Raw genomic sequence first — 17,293 nt, forward strand, 5'->3', positions numbered from 1 at the left:
GCCAACCAAGCCGACGACTATAAGCCCAATCGCAAGGAGTGCGATTGGGCTTTTCTCTTTCTGATGATCAAACCAACTCAAATTGATTCCACTATTAGACCTCTGCCGAAAATATTCTGATCAGTGGAGAGCTATCGTTATATATCAAGATCAATAGTGGGTAATCGTTGGCAATAACTACTGTTCATTTGCCAATTAATTTCACTCTTGTGAAATAGCATCCTAAATTGGCTGAGATTCTGGGGACTGTTAGTTGGCCACAAGTAAATAACCCACATTTTTATTTAATATTCAACAACTTAAAACGTAGGAAAATTCTTACATCCAATCAAGAATTATCCCACAGCATCAGTGGCGGAATTCCCACGATAAACGTGAATTTTTGTGTCATTATTTAATCGTCGTCTTCAAGGAAGTTTCTTTAAAGGACAATTTGCTAGGGATAGCTCAAGGACGAAACGCTTAGCCAACCAAGCCGACGACTATAAGCCCAACCGCAAGGATCGCAGTTGGGCTTTTCTTTTTTTGAGCCCGCAATATTTTTCACCCCGCCAGGCTGGCGATTTAAAAAAATACTTCGGGTTTTGCCTGAGTTCCCCTATTCCCGAGAGGCGCGTTTACGTTCGTGCTCTTTCAGATATTTCTTGCGAATACGAATATCCTGCGGGGTAACTTCTACCAGTTCATCGTCTTCAATAAATTCCAGGGCCTGTTCAAGGCTATAACGTAATTGTGGTGTCAACAGGATTGCATCATCCTTTCCTGAGGCACGGACATTGGTTAATTGCTTGCCTTTTAAGGGATTTACAACCAGGTCGTTGTCTCTGGCATGAATCCCTACAATCTGCCCCTCATAGACCTCATCACCCGGTGAGGTAAATAGTCTGCCACGCTCCTGCAGATTATAGAGCGCGAATCCCAAGGCTTTACCCTGGCCGTTTGCAATCAGTACTCCGTTTTTACGAGGAGCAATCCCCCCTTGCTGAGCCTTACCATAGTGATCGAAAACGTGATAGATGAGTCCGGTACCTGAAGTACTGGTCATAAATTCTGTCTGAAATCCGATCAAGCCACGTGAGGGTATGATGTAGTCGAGCCGAACCCGTCCCTTACCATCTGGAACCATATCCTTGAGATCCCCCTTACGAGCACCCAAGGCCTCCATGATCGTGCCCTGATCCTTCTCCTCAACATCCACAGTCAGCTGTTCGTAAGGTTCACAAATCTCCCCATCGACTTCACGAAAGATTACCTCAGGACGTGAGACTGCCAATTCAAATCCTTCTCGTCGCATACTCTCAATCAATACAGACAGATGGAGTTCACCACGACCGGAAACTTTAAACTTTTCAGGATCCGTCCCCTCTTCTACTCTGAGGGCAACATTATGAATCAACTCCCGTTCAAGACGCTCTTTGAGTTGTCTTGAAGTCAGATATTTACCCTCTTTGCCCGCAAACGGTGAGGTATTAACCTGGAAGGTCATGGATACCGTTGGCTCATCCACAGTCAATGGTGGCATGCGCTCAATATTTTCAGGATCACACAAAGTATCAGAGACATTTGGAGCCTCCATACCGCTGATTGCGATGATATCCCCTGCGCTCGCCTCTTTCACTTCGAACCGTTCGAGACCAAGGTAGCCATAGACCACACCGATCTTGGCCCGATGCTGCTCACCATCATACTTCGCAACAACCACCTGCTGATTGGGTTTGACGCTACCCCGAGTTACCCGGCCTACAGCTATCGCACCAACGTAGCTGTTGTAGTCCAGATTGGATATCTGCATCTGAAACGGCGCCTCTGGGTCGACGTCCGGCGCAGGACAGTGACTGACAATAGCTTCGAAGAGCGGTGTCATTTCACCTTCTGTTATATCGTTTTCAAGCCCAGCGTAACCACCCACCGCCGATGTGTAGACAATCGGAAAATCCAACTGATGGTCACTGGCCCCCAAACGATCAAATAGTTCGAATACCTGGTCGATTACCCAATCAGGACGAGAGCCTGGTTTATCAATCTTGTTGACCACAACTATAGGGCGTAGACCATGCTGGAAAGCCTTCTCGGTGACAAATCGCGTTTGCGGCATAGGACCCTCTTGGGCATCGACCAGCAAAAGCACAGAATCCACCATCGAGAGAACCCGCTCTACTTCTCCACCAAAATCGGCATGCCCGGGGGTATCGACAATATTGATGCGGTAGTCATTCCAGCGAATAGCGGTGTTTTTTGAGAGTATAGTAATACCCCGCTCCCGCTCCTGATCATTGGAGTCCATCACTCGCTCAACCTTGCCAAAACGATCACCCAGCGTACCCGACTGTTTCAGCAGTTCATCTACAAGGGTGGTCTTGCCATGGTCGACGTGCGCGATAATGGCGATATTTCTAAGATTCTCAATCATCAGGGTGGTCCACATACAAAATGAGGGCGGATTATACCCATGAATGAGGAAATGATTTTGAATATTTATATATTCCTTTTATTACAGTGAGTTACAGAGCTTATTGAAAACAATAGACAGAAACTATCGTCAACCCCCTTTGAATACGAAACTTTCAGTTTTACCCACAGCTCCTGTGGATAACATTGTTGATAACCGCTGGAAATTGCCTCTGATGCCAGCAAATTCGGGATCAGACATTAGATCGTAAAAAAAATGAACAGTTTATAATATTTCTTTTAATTCAAGGCATTAAGTAAGGCTCAAAGCCTCTACACGGAGAGATGCATGGGTAAAAATAGACTTGACGCAATGGATACAACCTGCTGTGAACAGATTATATAAGGTAGCTCGAGAGCAATCTCTGAACACAAAAGATCTGAATAGTCCCAGTGAAGTTGTTTTTTTGCGGTCATGAAACCAAATTAGAAAATAATGCTCTAAGCTAGGATAACTATCGAACAATCTTAGTAAATCAGAATTGTGAATTAAGAGTTACTAATAATCGAATAATTAGGAGTGCTTCTAGAGCTTGCACTCTGTTGAAATAATAGCCAGGATAGTCTGATACACAGCACAGGCAAAAATAAAGCCGGGATAGATGGCAACGCCGTCTGATACCTAAGTGCTTAACAATAATCAACGCAGCCTAAAGTAGTAGAAGTTAATGAACTCATCCGTCCTTGCCCCGTTACGCGAGCACTTGGCTTCGCGAGTAATCGGACAAACCAGCTTTATCGACAGTATGCTGATTTGTCTTATAAGTGATGGTCATCTCCTTATCGAAGGTCTTCCAGGGCTTGCCAAGACCACAGCAGTGAAAGCACTGGCTGAAGGTATAGAGGGAGATTTTCACCGCATACAATTCACCCCTGATCTACTTCCGTCAGACCTTATCGGCACTGACATTTACCGACATGAGAAAGGGGAGTTTGAGTTTCGACAGGGCCCCCTGTTCCACAATATCCTGTTGGCGGATGAGGTGAATAGAGCCCCTGCAAAGGTACAGTCCGCACTTCTGGAGGCAATGGGCGAACATCAGATAACGGTTGGCCAAACGACTTATCAACTTCCCAGTCTGTTCATGGTGCTGGCAACACAAAATCCTGTTGAACAGGAGGGCACCTACCACCTGCCAGAAGCACAACTTGACCGTTTTCTGATGCAGGCCAATGTAGAGTACCCAAATCGAAATGAAGAGTTGCAGATCCTCGAACTCGATAATGCTCAGCAACAACACAAGCCTGAGCCGCCCAGTAATCCTCTCAGTCAAGAAGAGCTTTTTGCAATCCGGCAGGAGGTAAACAAACTCTATCTGGATCCAAAACTCAACAGCTACATCGTTGATCTGGTGCAAGCCAGCCGTAACCCCAAGGCCTATGACAATGATCTGACACGCTGGTGCCGATTCGGTGCTTCACCCCGAGCCAGTATCGCTTTGGCCCGCTGTGCACGAGCCCGAGCCTGGCTGGATGACGAAGAATTTGTAGCACCACACCATATTCAGGCAGTCGCTCCAGCGATCCTGCGCCATCGCATACTGCTGACCTTTGAAGCAGAGGCGGAAGGTATTACCACAGACGATTTTCTCTCCCGTCTGTTGGATATGGTCGCAATCCCTTAGCGTAAACACTCGCTGTAACTATGAGTCTCCATCCACACATTGACGACTTACTCGAGCTGCGCCATCAGGCGCATACCCTCGGACTTGCATCGCACCATTTGGTCGGCACCAGCTTTAGCGGACTCTATGCCTCGGTATTTCGCGGTACTGGACTCGATTTCGAGGAGGTACGTGAGTATCGCGAGGGTGACGATATTCGCAACATGGAGTGGAATGTCACAGCCCGCACCAACGTACCCCACATGAAGATCTTCCGAGAGGAGCGGGAGCGGAGTGTTGTGTTGTGCGTCGACTGCGGACCTCACATGAGTTTTGGTACACGCGGTACCTTTAAATCGATCCAGGGCGCCAAAGCTGCGGCCTTGTTGGGATGGGCCGCCTCACGTCTTCATGACCGTGTTGGGGGGATGTTGTTCGGTGATTCCAAACAAGGCATGCAATACTTTCCACCGACCAAAGACCGTCGCGCCTTATGGCGTCTGTTACATGCCCTGACCCATGAAGGGCTTCCCAACCAGCCCAATCAGGACTGTCTATCTGAAGCGTTACAGAGAGTTGATAGAGGATCAACCATAGGCTCTCTTATCTTTGTCATTGCCGATCTGAACCGTGAAATATCGGGTCTGCGCCAAACCCTGGGTAGACTCTGTCAACGCCACACAGTGGTACTCCTACCGGTAGACGACCCCGCTGACCATGATCTTCCGCAAATGGGTAAGGTCACCTTTGTTGGACCTGATGGCAATGCTATTGAGATAGACACCAATGACCGTGAAGCCAGAGCACGCTATTCTGAAACCTGGAACAAGCATCGCGAAGAGCTAACAACACTATCCAACAGCCTGGGTATTACCCTGCTACCCATCGCCACCAATGAAGAGATTCATCTGACACTAACTCGTGGCCTGGCAAAGCATTTCGGCCGACATTAATGGATCCACTACGCGACATTCGAGGCATAGACTCAGTCTCCTGGTGGCCACTCGCCCCTGGATGGTGGTTGGTGCTAGCTGTTGTATTGCTGTTGCTTCTCGTTATTGGATGGCTGATAAATAGGCGTCGTCTCTATCCCCTGGGACGGTGGCAACAGGATGCACGACGTCGCCTGATCTCACTCAAAAAACGCATCAAGCGGGAACCGGTCAAACCGATTGCGAGTGATCTTTCTGAATTATTAAGACGCATAGCCATTGCACGCTGCGGGAGGGAAATGACCGCATCTTTGACTGACGAAGCATGGCTCGACTGGCTACAGAGTAACGACTCCACAGGCTTTCCCTGGCGGGAAAAGGGTCGTCTGCTGCTGGAAATTCCCTATGCACCACCGGATTACAGTACAGATAAAGCTGCCCTGGGGCAGTTGATCGATGCAGCTATCCATTGGGTCAGTGAGGAAGCGTGCCATGTTTGAATTTCACTGGCCCTGGATGGCTCTGTTACTGGCTTTGCCTTTTCTCGTCAGATATTTGTGGCTTCGCCCTGCCACTGACAAGAAGGAATCTGTAGAAGGCCTTCAAGCCACCCTGCTACATCCCAGTCTGTCTCATTTGGAAGCTGCCTTTAAAACCAAGCGTCCAAAAGTTCCTTTAAGTAAGCGCCTCTATGTCGGTCTGCTCTCTCTGATCTGGTTATTTCTGGTATTAGCCCTGATGCGTCCTCAGTGGCTGGAACCTTACACAGAGAACCGCACAGAAGGCTATGACCTGATGCTGCTGGTTGACGCCTCTCATTCGATGAACGCCCTGGACTTCACCCTGGATGGTAAGCAAGTAAGTCGGATGCAGGTAATCAAAGGTGTGGTCTCCAAGTTTATTGATGGCCGACAGGGCGACCGTATCGGTCTGGTTATCTTTGGTAGCCGCGCTTATGTCCTCTCCCCACTAACCTATGATCGCAAAGCGGTAAATAGTCTGCTAAAGGATGTCATACCACGTATTGCCGGTGATGGTACTGCCATAGGCGATGCCTTGGGCTTAGGTGTAAAGAAACTAAGAGAACGTCCCGAGGGCTCCAGGGTGCTTCTATTGATCGCCGATGGAGAAAACACAGCCGGTACAATCCCACCCTTGAAAGCAGCAGAGCTGGCTGGAGAGGAGAATATCCGTATCTACAGCATCGGTGTTGGCAGTGATAAGAAGAGTGTTCCGATTCTGGAAAACGGTCGTGTCGTGACTCGCAGCGATCTCAATTTCAACGAGCAAGCGATGCAGGAGATTGCGGAAGCTGGCGGTGGCGCCTACTTCAGAGCGACAGATACTGCAGCATTGGAAAAGATCTACCAAAAAATCGACGAACTGGAAAAGACTGAGGCAGAATCACGCACTGTCTATGTTCCACAACCTCTCTACTATTGGCCCCTTACTGCGGCGCTAGTACTGATGTTGATCCTTGGTGTCTATCCCGAAGGGAGACAGCGCCAGTTGAAAGGTGGTGGCTATGCCTGAAACCGGCTTCCACTTTGCCAGAGCGGAATGGTTGTTTGCCCTGCTTGGCTTGATACCGGTGTTCGCCTGGTTGATCCTTAGCGTGGTACGTCCTCGACAGGGACTCTTCCATCGCTACGCCGACGAGCATCTTCTGCCTCACCTGGCGGGCATAAGAGAGCTGAGTGTCAATGAACGCTGGAGCCGTTTTACCCGCTGGGCGTTGCTTTGGATTCTGCTGGTTATCGCTCTGGCTGGACCACGTTGGGATTTCACAGATATAGAGGCATTTTCACCCACCAGTGATCTGGTTGTGTTGATGGATATCTCACGCTCCATGAATGTGGCTGATACCCCGCCATCCCGTCTGTCACGAGCACGGCAGGAAGTTCAGGATCTGGTGATGTTGAATGATGAGATACGTATCGGCATGATCGCCTTTGCAACAGTCCCTCATGTGGTGTCACCGATTACCGAAGACAGCCAAAGTATACTCGCTGCACTGCCAGCGGTGACATCAGAACTGGCTAACCTCCAGGGCAGCAGACTGGTCGCCGCGTTAGAGCGTGCCGAGCAACTGTTTGGCAGTGATACCTCACACAACAGCCGCACTATACTTTTAATCAGTGATGGAGATTTCGATGAACCTGGATTCATCGAAAAAGTAGAGAAGCTCAATAATCAGGGCATAGCACTACACACGCTTGGCGTTGGCACGCCCGGGGGCGGCCCTATACCTGCACGGGTCGGTCAAAGCGATTTACTGAGAGACCAAAAAGGGAGTGTCATCGAATCCAAGCTTAACCAATCACTCTTGCAACACATTGCACAAGCTGGCGGTGGTCAATACATAGAGGCCGATTTTCGCGACCTGGATAGTCGACGCATCCTTGACCTGGCCAGTGAAGAGTTAGGAACCCCCACCCGCAGTCAGGAAAAGACACGTGTCTGGAACGAACAGTTCTACTGGTTGCTGATTCCTCTGTTGTTATTTTTACTGCCCTACTTTCGAGTAGTTGCTCCAGGGAGGTCTCCGTCATGAAAAGACTCTGCCTGTTGACTATTTTACTGCTCCAAATATCCATCTCCCAAGCCGATTGGTTTCTAAACCATGAGCAACAGGCCGCCGAAAACTATAAGCAGGGACACTATGATGAGGCAGCAGAGGGCTTTGAGGATGCTTATCGCCGTGGAGTAGCTCACTATCGTACTGGTGACTATGAAAGTGCCATCAAAGATTTCAAACTGGCAGAACGGGATGAAGTAAAACTTGATGCACGTTATAACCAGGGCAATAGCCACTATCGTCTGGAAGAGTATGAACAGGCAGTAGATGCCTACGAGTCAGTCCTGGAGCTCGATCCGGAACACGAAGATGCACGACATAATTTAGCGCTGGCAAAAGATAAGTTGGCCGAGCAGCAAGAGGAAGAAGAGCAGGAGCAGGAGCAGGAAGAAGAGCAGGAGCAGGAGCAGGATCAAGAGCAAGAGCAGGAGCAGGATCAAGAGCAGGATCAAGAGCAGGATCAAGAGCAGGATCAAGAGCAGGAGCAGGAGCAGGAGCAAGAGCAGGAGCAGGAGCAGGAGCAGGAGAAAGAGCAAGAGCAGGAGCAAGAGCAGGAGCAGGAGCAGGAGCAGGAGCAAGAGCAGGAGCAGGAGAAAGAGCAAGAGCAGGAGCAAGAGCAGGAGCAGGAGCAGGAGCAGGAGCAGAAGGAGTCTGGAGACTCAGAATCGGAAGAGCAGGAAGAGTCATCTGAAACAGGCGAACAGCAGGAGCAAGAGTCGAGCGGCAGCGAGGGCGAATCAGAAGACGCTGAGCAGGGAGAGCAGGAGAAAGAGCAAGAGCAGAAAAGCGATAGCGGCTCTACTGATGAACAGGATCAATCTTCTGAGAGTAACCAAACCCAGGAACAAGAGTCCGAACAGGGTACTACTGAAGAAAAAGAAGAATCCTCTGAAAGTGATGAGAACCAGGATCAACAGTCCGAACAAGGCACTGATGAAGAGCAGCAGAGAGAAGAGGGCAAGGAGCAGGAAGAAAACTCTAAATCGGATGATCCACAACAGAGTGATGAAATGTCTGCTAATCTCAAATCTCAGGATCAGGAAGAGCAGCAGACTGAATCATCACCCAGCAGGCTGGATCAAGATTCAGGAGAACGAAATATAGATCCAGATGATCAACTACGCTCAGATGCCGTGGATCAGGTGGACCAAAGCAATCTGCCCCAATCTGAGGAGGGGCAGTCTGAAACAGATGGTGGTAAAGATGAAGGTGGACGCTTAACTGGAAAAAACCCATTGATGGAGCAGTGGTTAGACCAGGTTGAAGGCGACCCAACACAATTGATGCAGCAGCAGTTCAAACTAGAAGAATATAAGTACCTACGCAGTCGTGGTGGACGAGACAGAGAAACCAGGCCCTGGTAGGACTATCGGGAGGCATTATTGATATCAAATTCAACTGGCAATTCAATAACATGAGTGCTGCCAAGAAAAATTCAACTGCTCGACATTATGGATCTTACCAAGTAAATAAGCCTTTGGCTGTGACCCTAACCTCGATCAAGCTCATTATTGGGCGCTTCAAATCGATCGACCTCGCTAACAGGTCACTAAAATCCATCACCCTTGCCTCTCTTGCACTGATGACCCTGTCGAGTCACCTGCACGCCAATCAGTACCCAGGTCAACCCTATTGGCAGAGCCCGGCTCCCGGCCAGTGGAACTACCCGCAGCCAGGCAAACAACAAGCAGGCGCGCCCAGCACAGGGCAGCGGCCAAATACCCCCTATGGCACTAACTGGCCTGCTCAGCGGAGACAAACCTACTCCCCCCCCGGTTACTACAATACCCAGGTAACAAAACCCTTTATTGAAACCAAGATTTCTACAGACGCTCCCTATACTCAACAGAGTGTGATGTTCAAGCTGAGCGTCATCAGCCAAAACAATTTGCGCACAACCACGCCACATATTCCTCAAATCAGCAATTTCGTTCTCAACCTGAAAGAGGGACCTGTAACCTACTCACGCACAATCAAAGGGAAGCGGCAGATAGTCAACGACTTCTACTATGAAATCACTCCGCTCAAACCTGGAAAATTTCTAATCCCCGCAATCCGAGTCACAGGTGAGGAGCAGATTGTCGGCTACCAACGCAGTAACAGAGCGTTTGAAGCTAAAATGTCTGACCCAATTGATTTCACTGTGCGCGAAGCTGACCCGACAAGTACTCCCTGGCTGCCACTGGAACAACTGACACTGAAGGTCAAGTTTCCTGAGAATATTAAAGCTGCTGCAGGCAAACCCCTACCGATCACAACTGAGTTAACTGCCATTGGGCTGTCCGGAAACAAACTCCCTAGCCTTGAACAACAGCTGAATAGTGATGCATTTCGTGTCTATCGGGACAGCAACCAAACAGACACCTATCTGGAAAAAAAATCCAATAGGATCATTGGTCGTCGAATTGAAAGCTTCACTTTGGTGCCTCAATTTGGTGGAGATCTGAAATTACCTCAAATGAGTATCAACTGGTGGAATACCAGAACAGAGATGCCACAACGCGCCTCGGTGCCACTGCATCCGATTGCTGTCAGCGGTACGCGGAAGGATAACGGCCTGTTTTCATCTGAAGCTTCATTGTTTCCCTCTGGAACCTCAGCGGCTTTCTGGATTCCTCTGGCTGTGGTGTTCGGAATTATTTTTGGATATTGGATGGCGCTATGGTTCACCCATCGTAATAAGAGTGATGACCAATCTTCTCCATTGGAGCCTCTGGTAGTTTTTCTAAAAGATCCAATGCGCCGTATGGCCCCGGCATTTTCACCTTTAAAGGATAAACTACGGGCTACTACTGCTGTTCTTAACCCTGTTGCAAGGTGGCATCGCTGGCGTCGTAAACTTGTCGGAGCACTCCCCCTGTCCGTTCGATTCTTTTTCTGTGTTAGGTTTGTCGACGAAGAGAGCGACCCGGAGGTATGGGGCTATACCCTGCGCTTTCTGGCCAACAAACATCTTGGGTTACCAACTAATGCACCCTACAGTATCATTGCTGAACATATCCTCGACTTTCATCCTAAAGCAGATCCAGGCAAGATCAAGTATCTTATCCATGAACTTGAACAGGCCATCTACGGACACAATGATCTGGACTTTAATCAATGGAAGGAGGCCTTCAAACATGAGATACGTCCAACTCTGATAGTGTGGAAACGACAAAAATCGAGTGGTAGTGAAGAAGCCAGAAACAATCTGCCAAACCTTAATCCAGACCATTCAATCCAGCAATCACTAAGCTGAAGAGTTTATGGCCAATTATCTATGAATAACTTATGAGCGATTTTGAACAACCTGATGCAGAAGAGAATAGCGGTCAAGATAGTGGTTATAAGGCTCTATTCTCAGATGATGAGTGGAACTATATCCTATATTCACCAATCGTCGTCTTCGCCCTGGTTGCTGGTGCCGATGGAACGATAGATAGAAAAGAAGTTGTCAGTTTTCACAAGGAGTTGTTAAAGGGTATAGCCGGAGATAGTGTGATGATGCAACATGTGATGATTGAGGTTATCCCAAATATGGAGTCTCTGACGAAGGATGTACTGTATGGCGAAGTAGACCCTAAGTCTGTGATCGAGAATATTGCAAAGGCTGTTGATTTAAAATTAAGTGATGATGAGGCTATGCAATTCAAATTGTCTCTGTTGCAGATCGGTAAGGCTGTTGCCGAGTCATCCGGCGGTTTCCTGGGTATCTTCGGAAACAAGATCAGCAAGGGAGAAAAGACAGCACTTGCAGCGCTCGCAGTGCTTTTGAAAGTAAACAAGTTGCAATAGTGATTTCGGAATCTGGCCTGAATATTTTTCTGCTAAACACTCACTTATCAATCACATCTCTTTGATGATGGGTGAGTTCAGGAATCTCCAGCAGCAACATTCTCATCTTTTATCATTGGCAAGGCTTCGCGTACTATAGGTTTCAATACTTCATCCCCTGAAGTATCGATATAGTCGAGCAAACCAGATCTCATTCGCGGTTCCCAGAATCGCAGTATGTGCAGTGCCACATCTTTCGCGGCCTGTTCCGGATCAGGCATTGCTTCAAAAAAGTCACCAATCTGGTTGGCCATTTTAATCAGGTTGTTTGTATTCATGCGATTTTTTCCATCAACGAATAACCCCGATCAGCAATAGTGTGAGGGCGATCAAGAATGAGGTTTGAACCATGGGTATAGAGCACACAATCATCTCCACGCAGAAAACCAATCAGTGTCAGATTTAGAGACTCTGCCAAACGAACTGCTGCCGCAGTTGGGGCTGACACTGCGGCCAACAGGCTATAACCAAGCGCTGCCGTCTTTTGCACCATTTCGAAACTGGCGCGACTGGTCACCAACAAACCGCCATCCTTAAACTGCTGCTGACGCGCGAGACTACCCAGGGTTTTATCCAGGGCATTGTGGCGCCCAACATCTTCCCTGACATGATTGATGGCGCCATCTGCGGAGATATGGCAAGCCGCATGAACTGCACCAGTTGCCTGCTGCAACCACTGCTCTGCCGGTAAGCGGGTTACAGCTTCAAGTAGTGCATTAAAGCTGAGTGAAGCACTGCTATTGACTGCTGGCAGGTCACGCGTCACTTGAGAAAGACTCTCTGTACCACACAAACCACACCCCGTGCGGCCCGCCAGAGTGCGGCGGCGTTGCTTCAGCTGAAAGAATGCAGCAGCTGCAACTTCCAATCGCATCACTATGCCTTCACGGGTCTCCTCAACTTCGATGTCGTAGAGCTCTCCGGGACGATTCACAATACCCTCACTGAGACTGAACCCCAGTGCAAAATCCTCCAGATCAACAGGTGTTGCCAGCATCACGGCGTGTGAGATGCCGTTATACTCCAAGGCTACAGGTACCTCTTCGGCGATATTATCGGTAACCATTGGCCTACCCGGTCGCATTACTTTGAATTCGGACTGCTGCTTCATCTCGTTTCAGCTCCCGATAGTAGTCGACGCTGTTCTCTATCGTGATCGGTATTTCTCTGCTGCCATACCGATGGTTGATCAACCCTGACCAGTTGTACTGCTGTTACCTTGTACTCAGGACAGTTGGTGGCCCAATCTGAATTGTCAGTGGTAATTACATTTGCACCACTCTCCGGGAAGTGGAAAGTGGTATAGCAGATACCCGGTTGCACCCGCTCAGTCAGAGCGGCCCGAAGGACTGTGTCACCACTACGGGATTGAATACCAACCCAGTCACCCTCCCGAATACCACGATCCTCTGCATCTTGTGGGTGAATCTCCAAAAGATCTTCAGGGAAGAAGCGGTTGTTCTCGGTACGCCTTGTCTGTGCACCCACATTGTATTGGGAGAGTACCCGGCCTGTGGTTAGTAAGAGTGGAAATCGCGGTGTGATCTTCTCATCTGTGGGTATGTACTGGGTTATCATGAAACGTCCCTTGCCCCGAACAAAACCCTCTGTGTGCATGGTTGCTGTCCCCTCTGGGGCCAGCTCATTACAGGGCCATTGAATACTGCCGATTCTATCCAGCTTTTCATAACTCACTCTGGAAAAGGTCGGGGTTAAAGAGGCTATCTCATCCATGATCTCTGTTGGATGGTTGTAGTGCATTTTATAACCCAGAGCATTGGCCAGGCCCATAGTCACTTCCCAATCGGCCTTACCAGAGAGTGGTGGCATTACTTGTCGTACACGAGAAATGCGCCGCTCAGCATTGGTGAAAGTACCCTCTTTTTCCAGGAAAGAGGCGCCGGGCAGGAAGATATGTGCATACTTCGCAGTCTCGTTGAGGAACAGATCCTGCACCACGACACACTCCATCGATTTCAATGCCGCCTGGACATGCTGGGTGTTTGGATCTGATTGAACCGGATCCTCTCCCTGACAATAGAGACCAAGAAAAGAACCATCGAGAGCTGCTTCCAACATGTTGGGAATACGCAGACCAGGCTCGGACTGCAGATTGACACCCCAAGCTCGTTCAAAGAGGGTACGGGTCGCTTTATCAGATACATGGCGATAACCAGGCAGCTCATGGGGAAAGCTGCCCATGTCACAGGAGCCCTGTACATTATTCTGACCCCGCAGGGGATTCACCCCCACCCCTTCACGACCTACATTACCGGTAGCCATGGCCAGGTTGGCAATGGCAATCACCGCAGTGGAACCCTGAGCATGTTCAGTGACGCCAAGACCATAGTAGATGGCTGCATTGCCAGCCTTGGCATAAGCCCTTGCGGCTTCACGAAGCTCTATCGCTGATACCCCTATCTCATTGGACAATGCTTCTGGAGAGTTCTCTTGACGAGAGACGAAGGCTTGCCAGTAAGCGAAGGTTTCAGACTCGCAGCGGGACTCAATAAAGGCTTCATCCAGCAACGCCTCAACAACAACCACATGGGCAAGGGCGGTAAGCAACGCCACATTGGTGCCAGGCCGGAGTTTTAGATGGTGATGTGCGCCTGCATGAGGCGCATCCACCATCTCAGTCTCTCGGGGATCGATAACAATCAGTTTTGCGCCCTGTCGTACCCGCTGACGAATTCGTGAACCAAACACCGGATGAGCAGCAGCAGGATTAGCACCGATGACCATAATCACATCGGCCTGCTCCACAGACTTAAAGGTTTGGGTGCCTGCAGAGGTACCAAAGGTTTGGCCTAGACCATAACCTGTTGGAGAGTGGCAGACCCGCGCACAGGTATCCACATTATTGTTACCAAAAGCTGTACGTACCAACTTCTGCACCAAGTAATCCTCTTCATTGGTACAGCGACTCGAGACCAATGCCCCAATCGCATTCTGACCATGTTCCATTTGAATGCGACGAAACTCAGAGGCGGCATAGTCTAATGCTTCTTCCCATGAAACCTGCCGCCAGGGATCTGATATATCGGCACGTATCATTGGTTGGGTGATGCGGTCAGGATGGGTTGCATAGCCCCAGGCAAAGCGCCCTTTGACACAGGCATGGCCTTCATTGGCTTGTGTCGATTTTGAGGGGGTCATTCGGACGACTTGATCCCCCTGCATCTCTGCTTCTAAACCACAGCCAACGCCACAGTAAGCGCAGGTGGTGGAGATACTATGCTCAGCCAGCCCGTGCTCAACCACACGCTTGTCGATCAGAGTAGCCGTTGGACAGGCATTGACACAGGCACCACAGGAGACACATTCAGATGCCATGAATGATTCACCCTGACCTGCTGTTACCCGGGAGTCGAAACCACGCCCTGAAATGGTCAGAGCAAAGCTTCCCTGCAACTCCTCACAGGCCCGCACACAGCGGTTACACACGATGCACTTAGCCGGGTCAAAACTAAAGTAGGGATTGGAGTCATCTTTCACCGTTTCAGTGAAATGGTTGGCACCACTAAAGCCGTATCGCACCTCACGTAAACCAACGACACCTGCTGTGGTTTGAAGTTCACAGTCACCGTTGGCCGCACAAGTGAGGCAGTCGAGAGGATGATCGGAGATATACAACTCCATAATATTTCGCCGCAACTCTGCCAAACGTGGCGTCTGAGTAGTCACCTGCATGCCCTCTTCTGCAGGGGTGGTGCAGGATGCAGGATGGCCACGTCGCCCTTCGATCTCAACCAGGCAGAGCCGACAGGATCCAAATGGTTTCAGAGTGTCAGTTGCGCACAACTTGGGAATCATCACACCCGCTGAGACAGCTGCGCGCATCACAGTTGTACCTTCGGGTACAGTGACAGATACGCCATCGATCTCCAGGGTTACTTCTGCTTCGACGTTTACCGCCGGTGTGCCGTAATCGATCGGTTTCACTGAAAATCCTCCGCAAAATGGTTTAGTGCAGAGAGCACTGGATAGGGGGTCATGCCGCCCATGGCACACATCGAGCCATCAAGCATGGTGTCACACAGGCTGCGCAACAACTCAATCTGAGTGACATCACCATCGCGGATCTGCTCAATCACCTCCATGCCACGGGTTGAGCCGATTCTGCATGGCGTACACTTTCCACAAGACTCTTCAGCGCAGAATTTCATCGCATAGTGGGCCTGACCAACCATATCCACTGTGTCGTCAAAAGCCACGATCCCGCCATGACCAAGCACCGCACCAACGTCTGTAAAAGCCTCGTAACATAGGGGGGTATCAAACTGGGATTCAGGCATGTAGGCGCCAAGCGGGCCACCCACCTGAACAGCACGTAAGGGTCTTCCTGAATCAGAACCTCCGCCAAACTCGTAGAGCAGTTCGCGTAACGTCAGGCCAAAGGGAACTTCCACCAGCCCACCATATTTAAGGTTGCCCGCAAGCTGGAACGGCAGCGTACCTCGAGAACGACCCACACCATAGGCATGGTAGAAGGCGGCACCCTTGGCAAGAATATCCGGCACACTGATTAGACTGATGACGTTGTTGATCACCGTTGGTTTGCCGAACAAGCCATCGATAGCCGGTAGCGGCGGCTTATTACGCACAATGCCACGGCGACCCTCGATGCTCTCAAGCAAAGCTGTCTCTTCTCCGCAGACATAGGAGCCAGCCGCCTTACGCAATTCGATGTGGAACCCATCGAGCCAATCACTGGCCCTCGATAGTGCATGTTCCAATATGGCTGCAGCATGGGGATACTCAGAGCGTACATAGATGTAGCCTTGTGAAGCACCCACGGCAAGACCAGCAATGGCCATGCCTTCAAAAAGCGCAAACGGATCACCCTCCATCAGCAGCCGATCGGCAAAAGTGCCGGAGTCACCTTCATCCGCATTACAGACAATGTACTTCTGATCCGCTGCGGTATTGAGTACGGTGTTCCACTTGATACCAGTGGGAAAAGCGGCACCACCTCGCCCTCGCAAACCGGAATCGGTCACCTCCTTAACGATCTCATCAGCAGCCATCGAGCGAGCACGCATCAAACCTTCGCCACCGCCATGAGCCAGATACTCTTCCAAAGAGCGAGGATCCACTACACCGACGCGACTCATACTGACCCGTTTCTGGCGAGCCAGGTAGGGAATTGCCTCTGTTGGACCAAGACAGCACGGATGATCCCCACCCTCTGCCAAACCGGCTTTAAACAATCCCGGAACATCGGCAACTTCCACCGGACCATAGGCAATCCGGCCTTTTGGGGTTTCCACTTCCAGCAGGGGTTCCAACCAGAAGAGACCACGAGAGCCGTTACGCACCAAGCGGATCTCGATACCAAGTTGTCTGGCTTGATTAACAATGGCTTCGGCTACCTGATCGGCACCCAGAGCCAGGGCATTTGCATCACCTGGCAGATAGAGAGTCGTGCTCATACCTCACCCTCCAGCCCAGCGATCAGGGCATCGAATTTTTCCACTGAGAGACGGGCATGCAGATCAGTCTCATCGATCTGCATCGCCGGTCCACTGGCACAAAGACCCAGACAGTAAACCGGCTCCAATGTCAGATCCCGGCCCTCTATCGCAACTTCTGCATGGGCAGCCAATGCCTCCCCACCACGGGCCTGGCATGCCTCGGCCCGGCATAATCGAATCACATTTCGGGCAGGCTGAGTGGTACGGAAGTGGTGGTAGTAGCTGATCACGCCATGGACTTCTGCCCGGGAGAGATTAAGCCCCTTGGCAATGGTAGCTACTGCCTCAGTTGGTATATAGCCCTCCAGCACCTGGATTTCATGCAGCAACGGCAACAGGGCGCCAGATTTGTGGCGGAAGGTTTTGATCAGTTCATCGAGATGAGGTTTGTTTTCATATTTCATAACCCCACTTTCTAGACCTGAAAACCCATAAAGCAAA

General features: G+C 50.0%; 14 protein-coding genes. 8 read left to right on the forward strand and 6 right to left on the reverse strand.

Annotated elements, in window-relative coordinates; translation table 11 throughout:
- Positions 1–598 precede the first annotated feature (598 nt).
- Positions 599–2,410 carry a translational GTPase TypA gene (gene typA / locus AC4IE7_RS20545; RefSeq protein ID WP_490778748.1) on the reverse strand — a complete coding sequence of 604 codons (1,812 nt, stop codon included), beginning with the start codon at positions 2,408–2,410 and terminating at the stop codon, positions 599–601.
- A 706-nt stretch (positions 2,411–3,116) separates the two neighbouring features.
- Here typA and AC4IE7_RS20550 point away from each other — a divergent pair.
- The 8 genes from AC4IE7_RS20550 (at position 3,117) to AC4IE7_RS20585 (ending at position 11,336) form a co-directional block, all read left to right on the forward strand.
- Complete coding sequence (locus AC4IE7_RS20550) at positions 3,117–4,073, forward strand: AAA family ATPase (protein ID WP_490778749.1); 957 nt, start codon at positions 3,117–3,119, stop codon at positions 4,071–4,073.
- A gap of 20 nt (positions 4,074–4,093) precedes the next feature.
- Positions 4,094–5,005 carry a DUF58 domain-containing protein gene (locus tag AC4IE7_RS20555; protein WP_490778750.1) on the forward strand — a complete coding sequence of 304 codons (912 nt, stop codon included), beginning with the start codon at positions 4,094–4,096 and terminating at the stop codon, positions 5,003–5,005.
- Positions 5,005–5,484: a DUF4381 domain-containing protein gene (locus AC4IE7_RS20560; protein ID WP_490778751.1), complete on the forward strand. Its 480-nt coding sequence runs from the start codon at positions 5,005–5,007 to the stop codon at positions 5,482–5,484. Before AC4IE7_RS20555 ends, AC4IE7_RS20560 begins: the two co-directional genes overlap by 1 nt.
- Positions 5,477–6,517, forward strand: coding sequence for a vWA domain-containing protein (locus AC4IE7_RS20565; protein ID WP_490778752.1), 1,041 nt, complete (start codon positions 5,477–5,479; stop codon positions 6,515–6,517). The genes AC4IE7_RS20560 and AC4IE7_RS20565 overlap by 8 nt, the downstream gene beginning before the upstream one ends.
- Positions 6,510–7,538, forward strand: a complete 1,029-nt coding sequence (locus AC4IE7_RS20570) for a vWA domain-containing protein (RefSeq protein ID WP_490778753.1) — start codon at positions 6,510–6,512, stop codon at positions 7,536–7,538. Before AC4IE7_RS20565 ends, AC4IE7_RS20570 begins: the two co-directional genes overlap by 8 nt.
- Positions 7,535–8,926 (forward strand): tetratricopeptide repeat protein, encoded by a 1,392-nt coding sequence (locus AC4IE7_RS20575; RefSeq protein WP_490778754.1) that lies wholly within the window; start codon positions 7,535–7,537, stop codon positions 8,924–8,926. The genes AC4IE7_RS20570 and AC4IE7_RS20575 overlap by 4 nt, the downstream gene beginning before the upstream one ends.
- A gap of 113 nt (positions 8,927–9,039) precedes the next feature.
- Positions 9,040–10,800: a hypothetical protein gene (locus tag AC4IE7_RS20580; RefSeq protein ID WP_490778755.1), complete on the forward strand. Its 1,761-nt coding sequence runs from the start codon at positions 9,040–9,042 to the stop codon at positions 10,798–10,800.
- A 32-nt stretch (positions 10,801–10,832) separates the two neighbouring features.
- Positions 10,833–11,336: a hypothetical protein gene (locus tag AC4IE7_RS20585; protein WP_490778756.1), complete on the forward strand. Its 504-nt coding sequence runs from the start codon at positions 10,833–10,835 to the stop codon at positions 11,334–11,336.
- A gap of 77 nt (positions 11,337–11,413) precedes the next feature.
- Here AC4IE7_RS20585 and AC4IE7_RS20590 read toward each other — a convergent pair whose 3' ends face one another.
- The 5 genes from AC4IE7_RS20590 to AC4IE7_RS20610 are packed head-to-tail and all read right to left on the reverse strand — an operon-like array spanning position 11,414 to position 17,256.
- A complete protein-coding gene (locus AC4IE7_RS20590) occupies positions 11,414–11,653 on the reverse strand; it encodes a formate dehydrogenase subunit delta (protein WP_490778757.1) in 240 nt (79 codons plus the stop codon).
- Positions 11,650–12,486 carry a formate dehydrogenase accessory sulfurtransferase FdhD gene (gene fdhD / locus AC4IE7_RS20595; protein WP_490778758.1) on the reverse strand — a complete coding sequence of 279 codons (837 nt, stop codon included), beginning with the start codon at positions 12,484–12,486 and terminating at the stop codon, positions 11,650–11,652. The genes AC4IE7_RS20590 and fdhD overlap by 4 nt, the downstream gene beginning before the upstream one ends.
- Positions 12,483–15,320, reverse strand: a complete 2,838-nt coding sequence (gene fdhF, locus AC4IE7_RS20600) for a formate dehydrogenase subunit alpha (RefSeq protein ID WP_490778759.1) — start codon at positions 15,318–15,320, stop codon at positions 12,483–12,485. Before fdhF ends, fdhD begins: the two co-directional genes overlap by 4 nt.
- Positions 15,317–16,810 (reverse strand): formate dehydrogenase beta subunit, encoded by a 1,494-nt coding sequence (locus AC4IE7_RS20605; RefSeq protein ID WP_490778760.1) that lies wholly within the window; start codon positions 16,808–16,810, stop codon positions 15,317–15,319. The genes fdhF and AC4IE7_RS20605 overlap by 4 nt, the downstream gene beginning before the upstream one ends.
- Positions 16,807–17,256 carry an NAD(P)H-dependent oxidoreductase subunit E gene (locus AC4IE7_RS20610; RefSeq protein ID WP_490778761.1) on the reverse strand — a complete coding sequence of 150 codons (450 nt, stop codon included), beginning with the start codon at positions 17,254–17,256 and terminating at the stop codon, positions 16,807–16,809. The genes AC4IE7_RS20605 and AC4IE7_RS20610 overlap by 4 nt, the downstream gene beginning before the upstream one ends.
- Between the last annotated feature and the right edge of the window lie 37 nt (positions 17,257–17,293).

It is taken from the genome of Candidatus Thiodiazotropha sp. AKAK3, from assembly GCF_058244645.1.

What these genes read in the sequence shown, in the direction of transcription:
- AC4IE7_RS20610 (WP_490778761.1), bottom strand. Translation starts at nt 17,256, where the DNA reads ATGAAATATGAAAACAAACCTCATCTCGATGAACTGATCAAAACCTTC.
- AC4IE7_RS20605 (WP_490778760.1), bottom strand. Translation starts at nt 16,810, where the DNA reads ATGAGCACGACTCTCTATCTGCCAGGTGATGCAAATGCCCTGGCTCTG.
- typA (WP_490778748.1), bottom strand. Translation starts at nt 2,410, where the DNA reads ATGATTGAGAATCTTAGAAATATCGCCATTATCGCGCACGTCGACCAT.
- AC4IE7_RS20585 (WP_490778756.1), top strand. Translation starts at nt 10,833, where the DNA reads ATGAGCGATTTTGAACAACCTGATGCAGAAGAGAATAGCGGTCAAGAT.
- AC4IE7_RS20565 (WP_490778752.1), top strand. Translation starts at nt 5,477, where the DNA reads ATGTTTGAATTTCACTGGCCCTGGATGGCTCTGTTACTGGCTTTGCCT.
- AC4IE7_RS20550 (WP_490778749.1), top strand. Translation starts at nt 3,117, where the DNA reads ATGAACTCATCCGTCCTTGCCCCGTTACGCGAGCACTTGGCTTCGCGA.
- fdhD (WP_490778758.1), bottom strand. Translation starts at nt 12,486, where the DNA reads ATGAAGCAGCAGTCCGAATTCAAAGTAATGCGACCGGGTAGGCCAATG.
- AC4IE7_RS20570 (WP_490778753.1), top strand. Translation starts at nt 6,510, where the DNA reads ATGCCTGAAACCGGCTTCCACTTTGCCAGAGCGGAATGGTTGTTTGCC.
- AC4IE7_RS20555 (WP_490778750.1), top strand. Translation starts at nt 4,094, where the DNA reads ATGAGTCTCCATCCACACATTGACGACTTACTCGAGCTGCGCCATCAG.
- AC4IE7_RS20575 (WP_490778754.1), top strand. Translation starts at nt 7,535, where the DNA reads ATGAAAAGACTCTGCCTGTTGACTATTTTACTGCTCCAAATATCCATC.
- AC4IE7_RS20560 (WP_490778751.1), top strand. Translation starts at nt 5,005, where the DNA reads ATGGATCCACTACGCGACATTCGAGGCATAGACTCAGTCTCCTGGTGG.
- AC4IE7_RS20590 (WP_490778757.1), bottom strand. Translation starts at nt 11,653, where the DNA reads ATGAATACAAACAACCTGATTAAAATGGCCAACCAGATTGGTGACTTT.